The sequence below is a fragment of the Paenibacillus taichungensis genome, from assembly GCF_003287275.1.
Taxonomy (GTDB): domain Bacteria; phylum Bacillota; class Bacilli; order Paenibacillales; family Paenibacillaceae; genus Paenibacillus; species Paenibacillus taichungensis_A.
Genome location: NZ_QEVW01000009.1, coordinates 63,378 through 80,176, shown reverse-complemented (window position 1 = coordinate 80,176; position 16,799 = coordinate 63,378). Strand labels below are relative to the sequence as shown.

Below are 16,799 nucleotides of genomic sequence, written 5' to 3'. Positions count from 1 at the left end.
CTGGAATGTATTGGTTTTTACTTTTTAGCAGAGTTCAGATCAGATGGTCCAAAAGCCCATGGCAATAGTTCGGCAACTGTAGTCTCCTGAAGATCGCCTTTCATGTTACCCAGAATAACTTTCATATCCGGTTCACACAGTTCATACATGACTTGACGACATACGCCGCATGGAGCAATCGGGCCATCTGTATCTCCTACAATGGCAATGGCTTTGAAACTGCGTGGTTGCTTACCTCCTGCAATCGCGCTGAACATAGCTGTGCGCTCAGCACAGTTACCTGGCGTGTATGCAGCATTCTCAATATTACAACCATGATGCACATGTCCCTCACTGTCAAGCAAAGCTGCACCTACACCAAAATGAGAATAAGGCGTATACGCTTTCGTACGTGCCTTAATTGCTTCTTGCATCAACAAACCATTATCCATAATTAATCTCTCCCTTTGGGGTGTACTATAAAGTTGCACTCAATGAGTTAAATTCAACTTAAAACATTTGCACTGGCCTCTCCGCTGTCAGAACAACCTTACGATCGCTATTATCCCCAGATTTTATTGATTCTCTTTTCCAAAGTGAAAATCCGGGGATAAAGGCGAACGCTTCGCTTCTACAGGTTATTTCTGACCTCTCCGTTATTGTGCAAACCAGAAGTCCAACTTAAAAACGAGTCCAACTTTATAATTAGTGTGTAATATTAAAATCAAAACAAAAACAAAACAAAATCAAAGCAATCCCAGCCAGCTCATCACCGGCTTAATGAAAACGACACACCCAATGATGACGGCGAACACCGCAGCCAGCAAAACTGCACCGGCCGCGGTGTCCTTCGCCGCTTTTGCCAGCGGATGTATATGCGGATGCGCCAGATCCACAGCAGCTTCCACCGCTGTATTCATCAGCTCCGTCACAAGCACCAGAAAAACGGCTGTCAGTACAAACATCCAATCCGTTCTAGAAATCCCGAAAAATAAGCCGGCTGCACACATCAAAATGGCGACTCCTGTATGAACTCTTACATTCCGCTGAGTCCGCAGCCCGTATACGATTCCTTCCGCAGCATTGCGGAATACCATCCCCCAGGAGCGCCTTTTCATTATCGTGTCAACCCGGCTTGGGCGAGTACCGCTTCCTGTTTGCCCATCATTTCGGCTTCGCTGGCTTCATCCTGATGATCATATCCAAGCAGGTGCAAGAAGCCATGAACAAACAGGAACCCCAGCTCACGTTCAAAAGAATGGCCATATTCTTCACTCTGAAGAATGGTCCGTGGAACAGAAATAATAATATCACCGAGTACATCCGGCATTTCTTCCATTTCTTCATCCTCGTCCAACTCGTAGATAATATCCAGTTCCTCATCCACAGTCTCATTCATTGCAAAAGACAATACATCTGTTGGACGATCAATGCCGCGATAGTCGCGGTTCAGCTCATGAATCTGCTCATCATTTACGAAAGTCAGGGCCACTTCCCCGTCCGCAACACCCTCTGCTTCCCCTGCAAGGTTCAGCAGTTGCTCCAGCATTGCAATCATCGGTTCGGTGATTTCTTTATCCTGTTGTTCATTATTCCATGCTAGGTTAAGACTCATTCTTTCATACTCCTGTCTTCTCATATTAGCGAATCAACCCGCTTCAGGCGAGGTTGGCTTCGGTTTCTTCATTTCTTCCGGATATTCAATCCTGGAGTGGAATATACCCATAACGGTTTCCTTAAGGGTCTTAGCGACGATATCCAGCTCCCGCATTGTCAGATCACAGTCGTTAAACTGATGATCGTCCAGTCGACCTTTAATAATCTTTTCAATCATAGACTCCACTTGCTCCACAGTAGGCTTCCGCAAGGAACGGACCGCAGCTTCCACGCTGTCAGCAATACCAACAATTGCCGACTCTTTGGACTGAGCCTTGGGACCCGGATAACGGAAATCATCTTCCGTGAAATCAGGTTCCACTCCTGCTTCCTCAGCCTGACGCAATGCTTTGTGATAGAAGTAATGCAGGAAGGTTGTTCCATGATGCTGCTCAGCAATGTCTCGAATAGGCCTCGGCAGCTTGTAGTCCTTCTGCATTTCCACACCATCGCGTGCATGAGCAACGATTATCGACTTGCTCAGCTTTGGATCAATCGAATCATGCGGATTTTCCATATTGTTTTGATTTTCAATAAAATAAATCGGTCGCTTGGTCTTGCCAATATCATGGTAATATGAGCCGACCCGACATAACAACCCATTGGCACCGATCGCCTCCGCAGCGGCTTCTGACAGGTTTCCTACCATCACACTGTGGTGATATGTGCCTGGTGTCTCTGTTAGCAATTTGCGCAATAGCGGGTGATTGGGATTAGACAGTTCTACCAGTTTCAGTGCAGACAAAATGCCAAATGAAGTTTCGAAAAATGGCATAAGTCCAATGACCAATATGGCGGTCAGTACGCCACCGGCAAACGCAAATCCAATGCCATACAGCGTTGTTGTCCGGTTCCAGTCACTTGAGTCAATCAGAGCCAACGTGAAGACTGCGATCGATCCGAACAGACAGACCATAATGGCACCTTTCAGGATCGTAGACCGCTGACTTGCCCGATGGGTGGCGAAGATCGCAACAAACGATACCAACACCGCGAAGAACCCAAGTTCAAAATCAAAAATTTGACCCTGATGCGTATTCAAAATAATGCTCGACAGCATGCCGATAATAATCGAGCAGACAAAGGCAAGCGATGTATCCAGCAGCAATGCAATTAACATGGCTCCTACGGCAACTGGGGCAAGAAAGCCTACGTATGAATTCTCACTGGTCTGGAGTATCGCTGTAACATGCATAACCACAATCGTAATAATAAATATGAGAACTAGCATCAGCAGTTGAGCATTATTATATTTAAAATGCGTTCCGCTGAATTGCTGAATATACATGAGAATCGCTGCCGACAACAGACAGGACAGCATAAGCAGTCCAAGTTGAGGCCAATAGTTCACTTCGTTTTTCAGCAAATCGTTCTCGCCCAGAAGGGTGTACATCTCCGGGGTAATCATCTCACCCTTGGCAACAAGTGTATCTCCTTGCTTGATAAAGACCGTTTGAGTGTTCTCACGAGCCTGTACTTTAGCTTCCTTGGTACCCTCTTCATCGTAGAAGCGGTTCGACGTCACTACAAGACGTGCAAGCTCCTGCACAACCTCACGCTGCGTACGCTTGCTTAGAGAGCTCACACTGACCATCTCGGCCACTTTGGCACGAGCTGTTGTAGCCTCGCTAATCTGGTCGGTCATTAATCTGGAGACGATATCCCGAGCAACAGCCTTCATCTCCTGAATATCATCCGAAGTCAGACGTGAAATTTTGATATATGTCTCTTCCGGAATACGGTAGCTTTGCTCCTGTACCACATTTCTGATCTCTTCCAAAAGAGTTTCGGAGTATGTACCCGCTTTCCGGTTGTTGTTGATAAAATTGGAAACAAAGTCTTTCTGACGCTGCGGTATTTCATCACGATAGATGTCAATCTTGTCCTGACTGGAAATCTGATCATCCTGATTCAGTCGATCAATACGATCTAGCAGAGTGGTCATCAGATTTTCGTTCCGCATCTGCACGATCTGAAACATCGGCTGTACACGTTCAGCAGCTTCTTCTTGCGCTTTCAGCGTAGCCTTGGTATTCGGAATCTGCATTGGCGCAGCAATATTCACTTCACTTCGTGTGCCTTCCTGAATATCATACCGCTCTGGGAGCAGATTGGAAGCAAGACTCACGTAGAAGAGGATCACCAGAAACAAAAACAGAAGATAGCGTGCCCACACGCTATACTTCCATCCTGTAGCTCTATTTTGAAAAGATTTGCCTTTTGACAGTTCCTTCGAGGTCATCGAGACAATCCCTTTCTATTCTTGATTTTCTGCGGCGTGGTTATAGGCAACGATAATTTTCTGGACGAGGGAGTGACGTACAACGTCTTGCTCGGCAAAATAGACAAATCCAATCTCTTCCACTTGTCCCAGTATTGTATTTGCTTCCACAAGCCCCGACTTTTTGCCGCGCGGTAAATCAATTTGTGTCACGTCACCGGTAATGACCATTTTGGAACCAAAACCGAGACGGGTCAGAAACATTTTCATCTGCTCCGGTGTCGTATTCTGGGCTTCATCCAGGATAATAAACGAATCATCAAGTGTACGTCCCCGCATATAGGCTAGAGGTGCAATTTCAATCAAACCGCGCTCCAGTGCCTTTGCAGTCTGTTCTTGTCCCATAACATCGTACAAGGCGTCATACAGGGGCCGCAAATAAGGATCAACTTTTTCCTGAAGATCACCAGGCAAGAAACCAAGACTCTCTCCCGCTTCAACAGCAGGTCTTGTAAGCACGATCCGCTTGACGCTTCCTTCCTTAAGCGCTGCCACAGCCAGCACAACAGCAAGATACGTTTTACCCGTACCGGCAGGGCCGATACCAAATACAACATCACGTTTTTTAATTGTAGTTACATAGTGCTTCTGTCCAATCGTTTTAACCCGAATCGGCTTCCCACGGTACGTCGTTGTAATCTCGCCTTTGAACAGATCCAGAAGCTGGTCTGCACGCAGTTCCTTTGCAAGCTCAATGGCATACTTAACGTCCCTTTCGGTTAACACATATCCGTTACGTACCAATTGCAACAACACATCAAATAATTGTTCAAGCGATTCCACATTCTGAATGTTGCCATGGATCACAATCTCCGCTTCGCGGGATGCGATCTGGGCAGGAATCTCGGATTCAATCAGTTTCAGAAAAATATCTTGGGGTCCAAAAAGAGATTGACCCTCTCCCGCACTTTGGAGGGAGATTCGTATGCTGCGTGTTTGTTCTGACAAATAGCCTCATTCTCCTTGACTATGGACTAACGGAAGTTCTTCCGCAATGCTTTCTTCCACTTCAAATAATACTTTCATATAAACTTTACCATTCTCTTTCTTCTCATGCAAAATTTTTTCGCTTAAAATTTTCGTTCCTTTGCCGTTTTTAGCGATAATATCGTTTCTTGCTCCTTCCAATCCTTTCGTTCTAGCCCATTCAACCGTGTGCTGCTCCTCTTGTTCCCGAGTTTCCAGATCTTTCTCTGTCAGCCAACCCATGGGAAGAGTGAAGGATCTCCAGGTCAGCGGTTTATGATCACTTTCGGTATCAAATGTGGTAAAAGGCGTATTCCCGTATCCCCAGAGTTGTACTGCCCATTTCCCCAACACAATGTAAAAACGTTCCTTGCTATCTCCAGTCATCGTATTATGTTTCTGTACAAGGGGGACTTCAACCTGATATTCACGCCATACCAGTCCGCGCACTTCCCCTTTGGCTACAATGGTCTTTGTATTCTCTTCATCTCCCAAAATACCGGATATCAGCACCTGTCCCTTCTTAACGCGCATGTCCTTCTGCACGACAGGGCGACCCTGCTCCGCGTAGATTTGAGTGATTACAGCGTCTGCTTTACTGACCAGATGCCTCGGGTTCAACAGCGGCTCACGCTTTGGCTGTGCTGACTCCACAACCTGGATGGTGATGGTTGTCCCTTCTTTGCTCACCCCTATCCAGGTTACATCTGGTAGAGCTAGCGCGAGCTGCCTGGAGAGCTTGTCCTGACTTTGCAGCCGGAATCCCCACTGAAAGGGATAGATGCCTTCTTTTTTCGCTGCTGCGAGCACTTCATCCGTGGGAATCGTCACATTTCCTTTGACCTCTACATTCCAAACCATCGACGACAACGCAAACAGAGCTGCTACAAAAAACAGCATGCCGCCCAGAAAGAACTTCCTTCTTAACAAACGGGCTGCAAAAAAGGGAAATCCACTACGGTGCGTCACTTTTACACGGCAGCCTGTCCGTTTCAGCAAAGGACGCAGCTTGAAAAAATGCGGCAGCAGAATATTCATTTCTGCCTTGCGTCCGTCATGGGCACGCAGGTCCCATACTTCCAGTCCCTGCTCTGCCACCGTATTGATTAATGCTTCAATGTCCCCCCCAGTGACCGTGATTCGGACTGCTCCGCGCAGTTTGTACAGACTGGGCTGCTTCATCCGTTCCCCTCCGCTCCATTCATATGAATATCCAGAATTGTTCCTTCAACAGCCACTTCATCCGGCAAAATATTGCGAATCATCAGTTCAGTTCCTTTGATCTCCAGTTGGCCTTGAGAAAGAGCCAGAACAATGCGATCCGGTGTAAAATGAATGACACCACGATGATTCTCTATATACAATTGCTTTGTGCCGATCAGGGTTAACCGTGGCATATCGTAAAGCACGTCCTGCGGCAGGTCCAGAACTTCACTGGTCCATCTGCGCAGCTTGCGGCTGATCCGGGTCATTCGAAGGTCTTCCCCCTTCCTCTACAGTTCAACTTATGCGCAGATTCTTGGAATTATGAAAACTACGGACCGTGTTAGATGTGAAAATAAAAAGAAGCCGAAACAGAAAAAAACCGTCGTCTGGGATTATGCTCACCAGAGACGGCTTTTCACTTATTACAACAATATGAAGTTATAGTTTTCCTCGTGTTCCAAAGGGTTGTTTAGAGCGAGGAGAACCCAGAACTTCTGCCCATAACACACCAGTACGAATGTCTTCCCGGCGAAGCTGGGGTGATCCAGACTCGCCGGATGAAACTTCATCCCAACTGGAGTCAGACACAACCGGTGTATTTGCAGTAGAAATACGATCGAGTCGCTCACGAATTTCACGTTGTCGTTGCTCCATCACTTTCATTTGTTCTTCGAGGGAGTTTTCCATTCCACCCAGAGAACCCTGTCCTCCAAAGTCATCATTCACAGGATGGGCAGATGTCGTTGCTGGCTGCGAATAGGTTTGATCATATCGATCATCATACTGATCATCATCGTACCGTTCGTCATACTGTTCATCATAGCGTGGATCTGAAGGCCCCGATGACTGCTGAGGCGCGGTATTTCCCCGCGAGCGATCATTTCGGTCCGAATCACCACTCCCTCCAAACGTAGGCATCCCGTTATTTGGACGCTTTTTGTTCGGATCAGCCGATTTGGCTGCTTTTCCAAGGAAGGAAAAGAGTGCAAAAGCAATGACTGCTACAATATACAGATTGTTAAAAATCCATTCAAATAGGCCCATATGCACTCACCGCCTATCTTCCGTTTTTGGAATCACCCTGATCGTTGGAATTCGAACCTTCACCAGGTTTTCCCAATGTGTTACGCATTTGAGTATCTGCTTCAATGTTTTTCAGGTTCATATAATCCATGACACCGATTTTACCACTACGCAGTGCTTCGGACATCGCCAAAGGTACTTGGGATTCGGACTCAACCACACGCGCTCTCATTTCCACTACGCGCGCTTTCATCTCCTGCTCTTGAGCTACGGCCATAGCGCGACGTTCTTCCGCTTTCGCCTGGGCAATACGTTTGTCAGCTTCTGCCTGCTCCGTTTGCAGGAAGGCGCCAATGTTTTTACCTACATCCACGTCCGCAATATCAATAGACAGGATTTCAAAAGCGGTACCTGCATCCAGACCTTTGGACAGTACAGTACGGGAGATCAGATCTGGATTTTCCAGGACATCTTTATGGGAATTCGAGGAACCGTTCGTACTTACGATACCTTCGCCGACACGAGCAATAATCGTCTCTTCACCCGCACCACCGACGAGGCGATCAATATTGGCACGAACCGTAACCCGCGCTCTTACTTTAACTTCGATACCATCCTTGGCTACCGCAGAAACAATCGGCGTCTCAATAACACGTGGGTTTACACTCATCTGTACGGCTTGCAATACGTCACGACCTGCAAGATCGATTGCAGCAGCACGTTCAAATTCGAGTGGAATGTTCGCACGTTGTGCAGCAATCAGGGCGTTGACAACTCGGTCTACGTTACCACCGGCTAGGAAGTGACTCTCCAGTTGATTCATTGTCAATTGAAGTCCAGCTTTGGTTGCTTTAATCAGTGGATTTACGATCCGGCTAGGTGTTACACGTCTTAGTCTCATCGCTACCAGCGTGATAATTCCCACGCGTACGCCCGATGCAAGGGCTGAGATCCAGAGCATAACCGGGAAAAAGCTGAAGAATACGCTCAATACGATAATCGCAACTACCGCAATGAGCAAAACCGTAATCAAGGTTGGTTCCATAGTCAAAATTCCTCCATTTGCAATTTGATTTTTGTAAGAAACATGATAAAAACGGTGTGGAACTATGCTGCTGTGCATTGATTTACACCACTCCACTAGCAGCCTCCGTAGAATGGTTATGTACATTGCCGAAGCTGTAATCAACTCCGGCAACAGAGCGGGCTACACCGGTAACGCTTGTTGAACAACAATCCGGGTACCTTCCGCTTTGATCACAATGATAGGTGTATCAATCGGAATGAAATCTCCATCTGACACCACATCGACACGCTCTCCGTTAAATATCGCTGTTCCCGAAGGACGAAGAGGAGTCAGACTGATGCCCTGCAAACCGATCAACTCTTTGCGTTCTGTCGCCGAAGAGTATCCTTGATCAGCAGACAGCCTGTCACTTAATATGAATCGATTCCATATGCCTCGATCCTTAAATAGAATAACAACGATTGCAATGACTACCAGCGCAGCTCCAAAAGCAATACCTAACGATATAAATGCATCACTTGTATCATAGGCGGCTCGCACGACACCAGCGACAAGCGCAATCGACCCCAAAATACCCAGAATACCGAAACTTGGGATAAACATCTCCAGAATCATCATGATGAGTCCGACAGTGAATAACACCCATGTCTCCGCTCCAGCAAAACCGGCAATGTAGTTACCTGAGAAATAAAGCACAAAGCATACAATACCAACAATACCCGGCACTCCGAACCCAGGTACAATCAACTCAATGATCACACCGGCTATTCCGAGGAATAACAATACCGTCATGACGACAGGATTGGTGAGAAATGTGGATATGTTCTCTGCGGCTGTTCTCTGAACGGTGAACACATCATCTTGACTGTAACCAAGCCAGGCTGCTGCTTCTTCCGGCGTGTTGCTGATATGGTCCGCATAACCCACTTTCAGCGCTTCTTCAGCCGAGAGAGCAATAATTTCACCTTTTTCTTTGGTTTTATTAATCTCAGGCATTTCCACGACCATGTTAACATCCGTCATTCCGGCTGCAATTTTACCGTCACGGCCACTTTTCTCAGCCGCACCCTGCATCTTGCTCTTCCAGAATGCAACCAACTTCGGATCATCGACATGTTTACCTGTGCTGTCCACCATCGCTGCCGCACCAATCATACTGCCTGGCGACATTACGATCTTATCTGCATTCAAAGCCAGAAAACTTCCGGCCGAAGCAGCATCTCCACGGACAAATGCAACGGTTTCAACTGGGCTTTCCTTAATTAATGTACCCAGTTCTTCTGCCGTGTCGACACGCCCTCCCGGCGTATTGATATCCAGAACGATCAGGCCAGCATTCATCTCTTCTGCTTCCTTGAACCCGCGTTCCATAAACTTGCCAAGTCCCTGCTCGATTGGTTTATCCACCGGAATAATATATACGGCGCCACTTTTCTCAGCTGCATGCGCTGACGGTGATCCAATCCAGACAGGAAGCAGCAGCGTCAGTAGCATCATGAGCATCAATGGCCCCGTAAGCTTCTTCCGGCGCTTTCCCTTCACAAATAGTCCCCCCTTTTCCATTAATGTTATACTGTCCAGCTTATGGTATTTATTACGTACAATGCAACATTTCGTTTCAAAATCTTAAAATTATATTTGAAACCGGACGCAATTGCAACATTTTAAAACCATAATCATATATATCATCCATTTAAAAGCAATATTTGTGAATTTCCTCGAACAATGTGGACAAATCCCAAGCATGCTTCAAGTTACTTCTGGAACAGAGGCATGTATCATGAATAATGTAAAACGGAAAAAACACCCCCTGACAAGTCAGGAGGTGTTTATTGATTTGCTTTATTGCAGAAATTGTTGAACTGCTTGATTTACCAGTTTGCCATCCGCTTTGCCTTTGACTTTCGGCATAAGGGCAGACATGACTTTCCCCATCTCGGCTTTCGAAGAAGCACCGGTTTCCTGGATGGTCTGCTGTACAATAACTTTAATTTCTTCTTCGGTAAGCTGTGCGGGAAGGTACTGACTGAGTAATTCAATTTCCGCTTTTGCATTTGCCGCGAGGTCTTCACGGCCCGCTTTGTCAAATTCTTGGAGGGCATCTTTGCGCTGTTTGATTTCACGACTCAGAATATCAAGCACTTCGTTATCATCCAAATCTCTTTTCAAATCTATTTCAAGATTCTTGATCGTCGAACGAATCAACCGAATGTTGGAGAGCTTGAACTTGTCCTTGCTCTTCATCGCTTGCTTCATATCTTCGTTCAATCGTTCGCTAAGATTCATGTAGTTAAAATCCTCCTAAAACTTTCTCTTACGAGCAGCCTCGGACTTTTTCTTGCGCTTTACGCTTGGCTTCTCATAATGCTTACGTTTCTTCACCTCAGCCAATACGCCATCTTTTGCGATGGAACGTTTAAAGCGACGAAGTGCAGCATCAATAGTCTCGTTTTTGCGAACTTTAGTTTCAGACACCAGTTTTCCCTCCCTCCGACCAGACCGTCCAAGAGCAATAACACGGTTCATCACCTTTCATTATAGGCGAAAGGTAATAAAGGTGTCAACCTTAACGTAATGATCATTTATTTTATGTGAACTTCAGCTCCATATTCATGCCTTTTATGCATATATGAGTCAGTCCTGATTTAGAGTAACTTGGATCGTTTATTTGTGTGAGTCTGACAAACTTGTCAACACGCCAAGTCGGGTCCCACCAAGTAAATGATAATGCAGATGATGAACGGTTTGTTCTCCATCCTTGCCGCAGTTATTAATCAGTCGATAACCTGTTTCTTCCACGCCAAGACGCTTGGCCGCTTCCTGCGCAGCCAAATGAATCTCACCAATCAACGGCAAGTCTTCCGCCGTTACTTCATTCATGGAAGCAATATGTTTCTTGGGAATAACGAGTACATGGGTCGGTGCAGCGGGCTGGATGTCATGAAAGACGATGACATGGTCATTCTCCAGTACCTTATTGGAGGGAATGCTGCCCTCTACAATTTTGCAAAATAAGCAATCCATTGTTCACACCCTCCTTTGAATTAAAAATTATGTATACCCTTCTATCATACCGGAACTGAAAACTCACGTCCAATTTAACCTGTTCAGCTATGTGACTGAGATCGGATTTATCCACAAAAAAACCTTTCACATCTTGGTGGACTGCTCAGCATTCACCACAGATGTGAAAGGTCATTATTTGCAGCACACGCATTACTCCATCACACAATTCTATCAATAATAAGGTAATAATGTTAAGGCAGTGAGACCAATCAGAGGAAGTACCAGCCTATTAAAACGTCTGCGACCATAACCATAGTAAGGATATGGATATCCATATCCCGGGAAAAATCCCCGTGAATGCGCTGGATAAGTAACTGGCATCATATTTGGTCCCCAGTTTGCATTTGCATGATTAACTGCAGCTTCATGCCCTACGGGAACAGCCAAATAAATCATGTCATCATCCACATGTTCCACAATGCCATCATAATGGGCACCGTCATGCATCTGTATACATACATAGCGATGCATGTGTTCCTTACACAGTTTCTTCGCTTCTACCTTTTCCACGTTCGATCGCCTCCCGAATCTGTTCTGCTCTTCATCACCCTTTCATGGTATTCAGATCTGGGCGAAATGACACTGTCAATGACAAGAGTTTCAAGATAAGTGCCTAAGGAGTGATATCCGTATAGAAGTTGTACCCCTGTGAATTAAAAAACGAAAAAAAGAAGCACCCCGTTGCAGTTTCCATACGGAAGTCTGCTGTCGCGGGCGTCTAACCAGGATGATTCCTGATCAGACGTCCGCCGGGGTGCCTAACATAAAGTTTGTCGGCTTAACTGTAGTATAACAACAGGATGAACCTGTATCTGTGAGCAATCTCACTCAACTGTCACAACGAATATATATAAATGAGATTCAGACTAACAAACCTCAATTATTCAGGAGCTTCCCCTTAGGATCAAACTTTAAAGATTAGTTTATGACAAGAATCACAATTGGGAATCATTCAATCATATGTGTTCTGTGTTCAAATCCCTATAATGTTTCCAATACTACGCGAGAGCCAGCTCCGGCTTCACCCGCTGGAATAACTACAAGTTTGCGTGGCAAGCGTGCTCGCAGCTCTGGAACGTGACTAATAATACCGACGGCAAGACGGTCATCATGCAGTTTTTCTAATGATGTAATGACGGTATCCAGCAATTCAGGGTCCAATGTGCCAAAGCCTTCATCCAGGAAGAAGAATTGCAGTGGGTACTGACCACGCAACTGAATCTGGGCAGACAGAGCCAGTGCCAGTGACAACGAAGTCAGGAACGTCTCTCCACCGGACAAGGTGGACACCGGACGTTTAACCCCACCGTTTGCATCATCACAGATGACGAAGCCGCCGCCCGAATCCACCTCAAGTGAGTAACGTTGTTTGGTCAGGAAGCGCAGACGCTGTGAAGCAGCCTGACTAACCTGCATCAGTTGTTCTTCTGCAATATACTCGACAAATGCATTACCTCTGAAAGCTGCTTGCAGTTTGCTAAGCATTTCACCTTGTCGGCTGACTTCCACCCGTTTGTTCTCCAACTCGGTCCAACGAACGTGTCGCTGTTGCACATCTTCCAGATCCCGTTCTGCACGCGCCTTGGCTCTAAGAGCCGCTTCATCGTCCGCACGAGACTGCTGGAGTCGCTCTGTGCAAGCCAACCATTGTTCCTCGGATACAACAGCTCCGCCCAGTTTTTGTTCCAGCTCACGCAATTGAGATACGAGTTCACGATCACGCTCCCGATGCTGCTGAATTTCCGCCACCATCCGCTCTGCTTCTTGGGAAGGAAGGGCTGCTTCCACAACGGCATTCTCGGAATCAAATGGCGATTGATCCAGCAATTGCTTCCAGCGTTCCTGTGCCTGCTGCAAATGCTCTGCTGCCGAAGCTGCTGCTTGATGAGCCATGACATCCTTTTTGGCTGATTCCTGTTTTAGCGCATCTGCTTCTTTGTAACGCTGTGCCGAATCGGAAGCAATTTTCCGCAGCCCATCCAGTCGTGTCTGGGCCGCAGCAATCAAGTCCTCGACCCGCTGCTCGCCAACCCATTGGCGCAGACGTTCTTCCTTCTCGGCGAGCTGTTTGCTGTTTCCTTGCCATTCCGTTTGCCACTGGATCAGCTGTTTATCCAACTCAACCAGCTTCTGCTGGAGGGACTGTACCAGCTGTTCCTTTTCTTCAAGGAACGTCACGCTCTTGTTCAGTCGTTCCTTGATGTCTTCTGCGCGCGCGTCGCGCTCCTGCATCGCCTGATGAAGGGCCATGGCCTGCTCCTGAGCGATGCCTGGCAGTTCCGCGGCCCAGCGGCCGTGCAATGCGGTTGCGGCGGCCTCACTCTCGGCCAACCGGCGCTCCGCCTGGGCGAGTCCGGCTTGGCCGGCCTCCTGCGCAGCAGCCGCTTCCATGCGGCGCTGCTGCGCGCCCACAGCCGCCTGCTGCAACGCGGCGGCTTCCGCTTGCAGCGGCGCTGCGGCTGCGGCCAGTGCCCGCGCGGCTTCGCGCAGTGCGGCGGCACGCTCCGCCCAGTCCGACGGGGAGCTCCCGTGTACGGGCGACCCGGCGGGCTCCGGCTCCGCTGCCGCAGGCGCGGCCTCGGCTGCGGCCGGGGCTTCGCCGGCCGCAGCACCAAGCTGCGTCAGCAGGCTGCGACGTTCGTGCAGCTGCTGGCGCAGCCCAAAGCGCAGCTCCTGCAGCTCCGCGTGCAGGCTGCGCAGCAGTTCCAGGTCCGCATCGCCTGCGGGCGGACCTTCTCCCGGCGGCGCAGCCGGGAGTGGGTGGTGTGCGGAGCCGCACACCGGGCATGGCTCGCCGTCGCGCAGCTCGGCGCGCAAGGCGGAGGAGAGCCGGTGCAGCTCCTGCTCACGCATGGATCCGCGCAGCTGCTCCTCCGCCCTGGCCAGCAGGCTCTGTTCGCGGCCAATGTCCTGTTCACAGGCAAGCAAGGCCTCAAGACCCGTTGCCGCCTGTTCAATCAGATGCTGACGCTGTTCACTCAGACGGCTCTCTTCCTGGGCAGCCAGCTTCAGCCGATCTGCCCCCTGTTCAGCCGACTGCCTATTGGCTTCCATCTCAGCCTTGTTCAGGCGCAATTGCTCCGCCGCAGTATCCAGACGATGCTTCAATTCCAGTGCAGCCTGCAGCTGCCTGCGTTCTTCGGACTTCACTTCATTCGGCTTCAGACTTTCCTGTAATTCTTCCCGCCGTTTGCGGCCACGCTGCTGTAATTCTTTCTCCTTCTCCAGCTGTTGTCCGATGACGCTGTGTTCTGACTGTCCTTTGTCCAAAAGCTGCTTAAGACGGGTACTATCCTCTCGTAGCCCGTCCCGTTCCCGCTGTAACTCCTTGGCCTGTTCCAGCTGTTCCAATCGAAGCAGCAGCTTGGGTTCTTCCTCAGCCATCTGTACACGGGCCGTTTCGGCCTTCTCGGCTTCCAGTACAGCCAGCCGTTCATGTTCCGCAGCTTGCTTATGAGCAATCTCGGCTGCATCCTCACGTAACTTCTGCTGTGCTGCTGCGTCACGCATCGTCTGCAAAGAAGGGAGTATCGCGTCTGCCGCCCCAGCCAGTTTCAGCCGTTGTTCCCCAGCTTCGATCTGTGGTGCACGTGCTTTCAGCTTTTCGTGTTCCTCCATACGAGCCTGGCGTTCATGGCTTAACTCACGGACTTTGCCGAGCTGTTCGGCTTCCTTCATCGCTTCATCAAGCGTTTTGCGTGACAATTCAGACTGTTTCACAGCAGCTTGAAGAAGAAGCTCCGTTTCCGCCAAAGTCTCTTTGCTGGCATTGCCGAGCCCTTGCTGCTCGGCAGCCAGTGACTGATGAACCATATCATTGTCCTTCACCCGCCGGCTGAGCTTGATGGCAAGCTGATCTCCATACTTCTCCAGATGGAATAAGCGTTGCAGCATCTGGCGTCGTTCACTGCCTTTCAGCGACAGAAACTCAGCGAATTTCCCTTGTGGAAGCACAACGGCTCGCGTAAAATCATCCATTTTCAACCCAATGACATCTTCAACGCAGCGGTTCACGTCTGCCAGTTTATCAGCCAGCACCTGTTCCTCTCCGTTGACGGTCTCAATGAATTTGCTGATGGTGTTGCTCACCGAAACCTCATTGTTTCGTTTGAAACGTCGTTCCACCCGAAATCTTCTTGTACCTTCCGCCGATACAAGTTCAAACGTAAAAGAAACGGACAACGAATCCTCAGCGTGATTCATGATTCCTTGGGTACCGTTAACCGCACGTTCTACTTTTCCGTACATCGCCAGCGTAATCGCGTCGAGCAAAGAAGATTTGCCGCTGCCTGTAGGGCCAAAAATGCCGAACAGTCCCGTTTCCGTCAATACGGTAAAATCAATCTCCTGCGTCTCCCGATAACTTTGCAGACCTGCAACTTTCAATAAAATCGGCTTCAATTTCCCTCGACCTCCTCACGCACACCCGGCTCGTCCTCATCGACGAGTTCCAGGAACAGTTGAACCAGACTGTCTTCGGGTAATGCCCCACCTGTCTGACGCTGATAAAATTTGCGGAAAAGCTCATGTACTGGAAGCTCGGATCGTTGTTCCAAAAGCCCAGCAGCTGCCATCTCGGGATACACCGGACGGATATGGATGATTCCGTCATGCGACTTACGAAGCTGCTGGATTTCTTTCAGAGACATGGCGTCATCCAGCCAGACTTCCATATCAATATAAGCCTGAGGATCACGCCCTTCATCCAGCCACCGATAAACTTCAGCCAGACCGCCACGCGCCTTCCAGCGTACAAGTGGACGTCCGGAGGTCAACAGCACTTCTTCCACGTTTGCGGCTCCTCCTGGTGCCAGATCAACCATGGTGACGGACTTGCTCTGCCCCGCTTCAGAGAAACTGTAGGCCAGTGGAGAACCACTATACCGAATCACACCGTCCCCTTTAACTGCCTGCGCACGATGGAGATGCCCCAGTGCTGTATATTGGGCACCAGTCGACAATGCAGAAGGGTCAACCGTATAGGCGCCCCCTACCTGAATGGGACGTTCCGAATCACTTTCCACTCCGCCCAGAACATAAATATGACTCATTGCCAAATTCACCGTATCCGCACGAAAAGAAGCAGCCAAACGCTGCATTAACATGCCGACCCGGCGACTGTAAGCCTGGCGAAGCACATTCTCATCCCCATCCGTTGTCAGCAATTCGTTCAGTCTCGCTTCCGAGGGATATGGCAATGCAGCAATCTGCGCAGTCTCTCCCGTTCGCTTGGCATGGATCGTAACTGCTTCTGAAGTAGGCATGCCTACAAGTGTAATTCCCTGTCTGTTCACAAGCGGGGTCACCGAAGCCACTCGCTCCGGCTGATCATGGTTCCCGGCAATCACCACAAGTGGTCTCCCTTGTTCTGTCAGACGCGCCGCAGCCTCATAAAAAAGCTGTTCCGCCGATGCAGGTGGATTTACAGAATCGTACACGTCTCCAGCCATCAATATGGCATCTGCCTGCTGCTCATCCGCGAGTCTAACAAGCTCATCCACAAAATCCTCCTGCTCTCGCAGCCGGCTCCGTCCCTCCAGCGTTTTCCCCAGATGCCAGTCCCCTGTGTGCAAAATCCGCATCGTCCGTTCAACC

The 16,799-nt window shown here is 48.8% G+C and carries 16 protein-coding genes; all 16 read right to left on the bottom strand.

Features of this window, described 5'->3' with window-relative positions:
- Positions 1-17: 17 nt before the first annotated feature.
- The 16 genes from DC345_RS15125 to DC345_RS15050 all read right to left on the bottom strand — a co-directional run bounded on the left by DC345_RS15125 (position 18) and on the right by DC345_RS15050 (position 16,786).
- The gene (locus DC345_RS15125) at positions 18-431 is read right to left on the bottom strand and encodes a cytidine deaminase (protein ID WP_090998102.1); all 414 of its coding nucleotides are present in this window, start codon (positions 429-431) and stop codon (positions 18-20) included.
- Between the two features lie 294 nt (positions 432-725).
- The gene (locus tag DC345_RS15120) at positions 726-1,097 is read right to left on the bottom strand and encodes a diacylglycerol kinase family protein (RefSeq protein ID WP_113053818.1); all 372 of its coding nucleotides are present in this window, start codon (positions 1,095-1,097) and stop codon (positions 726-728) included.
- Positions 1,097-1,594, bottom strand: a complete 498-nt coding sequence (gene ybeY / locus DC345_RS15115) for an rRNA maturation RNase YbeY (protein WP_036674804.1) — start codon at positions 1,592-1,594, stop codon at positions 1,097-1,099. Before ybeY ends, DC345_RS15120 begins: the two co-directional genes overlap by 1 nt.
- Positions 1,595-1,627: 33 nt before the next feature.
- The gene (locus DC345_RS15110) at positions 1,628-3,877 is read right to left on the bottom strand and encodes an HD family phosphohydrolase (RefSeq protein ID WP_113053817.1); all 2,250 of its coding nucleotides are present in this window, start codon (positions 3,875-3,877) and stop codon (positions 1,628-1,630) included.
- Positions 3,878-3,892: 15 nt separating this feature from the next.
- The gene (locus DC345_RS15105) at positions 3,893-4,864 is read right to left on the bottom strand and encodes a PhoH family protein (protein WP_024628470.1); all 972 of its coding nucleotides are present in this window, start codon (positions 4,862-4,864) and stop codon (positions 3,893-3,895) included.
- Between the two features lie 6 nt (positions 4,865-4,870).
- Positions 4,871-6,064, bottom strand: coding sequence for a sporulation protein YqfD (gene yqfD, locus DC345_RS15100; protein WP_113053816.1), 1,194 nt, complete (start codon positions 6,062-6,064; stop codon positions 4,871-4,873).
- Positions 6,061-6,354: a sporulation protein YqfC gene (gene yqfC / locus DC345_RS15095; RefSeq protein WP_024628472.1), complete on the bottom strand. Its 294-nt coding sequence runs from the start codon at positions 6,352-6,354 to the stop codon at positions 6,061-6,063. Before yqfC ends, yqfD begins: the two co-directional genes overlap by 4 nt.
- Before the next feature lie 172 nt (positions 6,355-6,526).
- Complete coding sequence (locus DC345_RS15090; protein ID WP_113053815.1) at positions 6,527-7,132, bottom strand: hypothetical protein; 606 nt, start codon at positions 7,130-7,132, stop codon at positions 6,527-6,529.
- Positions 7,133-7,145: 13 nt separating this feature from the next.
- Positions 7,146-8,156: a flotillin-like protein FloA gene (gene floA, locus DC345_RS15085; RefSeq protein ID WP_076288088.1), complete on the bottom strand. Its 1,011-nt coding sequence runs from the start codon at positions 8,154-8,156 to the stop codon at positions 7,146-7,148.
- A 162-nt stretch (positions 8,157-8,318) separates the two neighbouring features.
- A complete protein-coding gene (locus DC345_RS15080) occupies positions 8,319-9,641 on the bottom strand; it encodes an NfeD family protein (RefSeq protein WP_099858506.1) in 1,323 nt (440 codons plus the stop codon).
- A gap of 339 nt (positions 9,642-9,980) precedes the next feature.
- Entirely contained in the window at positions 9,981-10,424 is a 444-nt protein-coding gene (locus DC345_RS15075) for a GatB/YqeY domain-containing protein (protein WP_053781272.1), read from the bottom strand.
- 15 nt (positions 10,425-10,439) lie between these two features.
- On the bottom strand, positions 10,440-10,613 hold the full coding sequence (gene rpsU, locus DC345_RS15070; RefSeq protein ID WP_005547957.1) for a 30S ribosomal protein S21: 174 nt from the start codon (positions 10,611-10,613) through the stop codon (positions 10,440-10,442).
- A 189-nt stretch (positions 10,614-10,802) separates the two neighbouring features.
- Positions 10,803-11,162, bottom strand: a complete 360-nt coding sequence (locus tag DC345_RS15065) for a histidine triad nucleotide-binding protein (RefSeq protein ID WP_024628477.1) — start codon at positions 11,160-11,162, stop codon at positions 10,803-10,805.
- 213 nt (positions 11,163-11,375) lie between these two features.
- Positions 11,376-11,675, bottom strand: coding sequence for a hypothetical protein (locus DC345_RS15060; RefSeq protein WP_258530696.1), 300 nt, complete (start codon positions 11,673-11,675; stop codon positions 11,376-11,378).
- A 510-nt stretch (positions 11,676-12,185) separates the two neighbouring features.
- Positions 12,186-15,605 carry an AAA family ATPase gene (locus DC345_RS15055; RefSeq protein ID WP_113053813.1) on the bottom strand — a complete coding sequence of 1,140 codons (3,420 nt, stop codon included), beginning with the start codon at positions 15,603-15,605 and terminating at the stop codon, positions 12,186-12,188.
- On the bottom strand, positions 15,602-16,786 hold the full coding sequence (locus tag DC345_RS15050; RefSeq protein ID WP_113053812.1) for an exonuclease SbcCD subunit D: 1,185 nt from the start codon (positions 16,784-16,786) through the stop codon (positions 15,602-15,604). Before DC345_RS15050 ends, DC345_RS15055 begins: the two co-directional genes overlap by 4 nt.
- Between the last annotated feature and the right edge of the window lie 13 nt (positions 16,787-16,799).

Coding starts and splice junctions, on each gene's coding strand:
- DC345_RS15125 (WP_090998102.1), bottom strand. CDS start 431: ATGGATAATGGTTTGTTGATGCAAGAAGCAATTAAGGCACGTACGAAA.
- DC345_RS15120 (WP_113053818.1), bottom strand. CDS start 1,097: ATGAAAAGGCGCTCCTGGGGGATGGTATTCCGCAATGCTGCGGAAGGA.
- ybeY (WP_036674804.1), bottom strand. CDS start 1,594: ATGAGTCTTAACCTAGCATGGAATAATGAACAACAGGATAAAGAAATC.
- DC345_RS15110 (WP_113053817.1), bottom strand. CDS start 3,877: ATGACCTCGAAGGAACTGTCAAAAGGCAAATCTTTTCAAAATAGAGCT.
- yqfD (WP_113053816.1), bottom strand. CDS start 6,064: ATGAAGCAGCCCAGTCTGTACAAACTGCGCGGAGCAGTCCGAATCACG.
- yqfC (WP_024628472.1), bottom strand. CDS start 6,354: ATGACCCGGATCAGCCGCAAGCTGCGCAGATGGACCAGTGAAGTTCTG.
- DC345_RS15090 (WP_113053815.1), bottom strand. CDS start 7,132: ATGGGCCTATTTGAATGGATTTTTAACAATCTGTATATTGTAGCAGTC.
- floA (WP_076288088.1), bottom strand. CDS start 8,156: ATGGAACCAACCTTGATTACGGTTTTGCTCATTGCGGTAGTTGCGATT.
- DC345_RS15080 (WP_099858506.1), bottom strand. CDS start 9,641: ATGCTCATGATGCTACTGACGCTGCTGCTTCCTGTCTGGATTGGATCA.
- DC345_RS15075 (WP_053781272.1), bottom strand. CDS start 10,424: ATGAATCTTAGCGAACGATTGAACGAAGATATGAAGCAAGCGATGAAG.
- DC345_RS15065 (WP_024628477.1), bottom strand. CDS start 11,162: ATGGATTGCTTATTTTGCAAAATTGTAGAGGGCAGCATTCCCTCCAAT.
- DC345_RS15060 (WP_258530696.1), bottom strand. CDS start 11,675: ATGCATCGCTATGTATGTATACAGATGCATGACGGTGCCCATTATGAT.
- DC345_RS15050 (WP_113053812.1), bottom strand. CDS start 16,786: ATGCGGATTTTGCACACAGGGGACTGGCATCTGGGGAAAACGCTGGAG.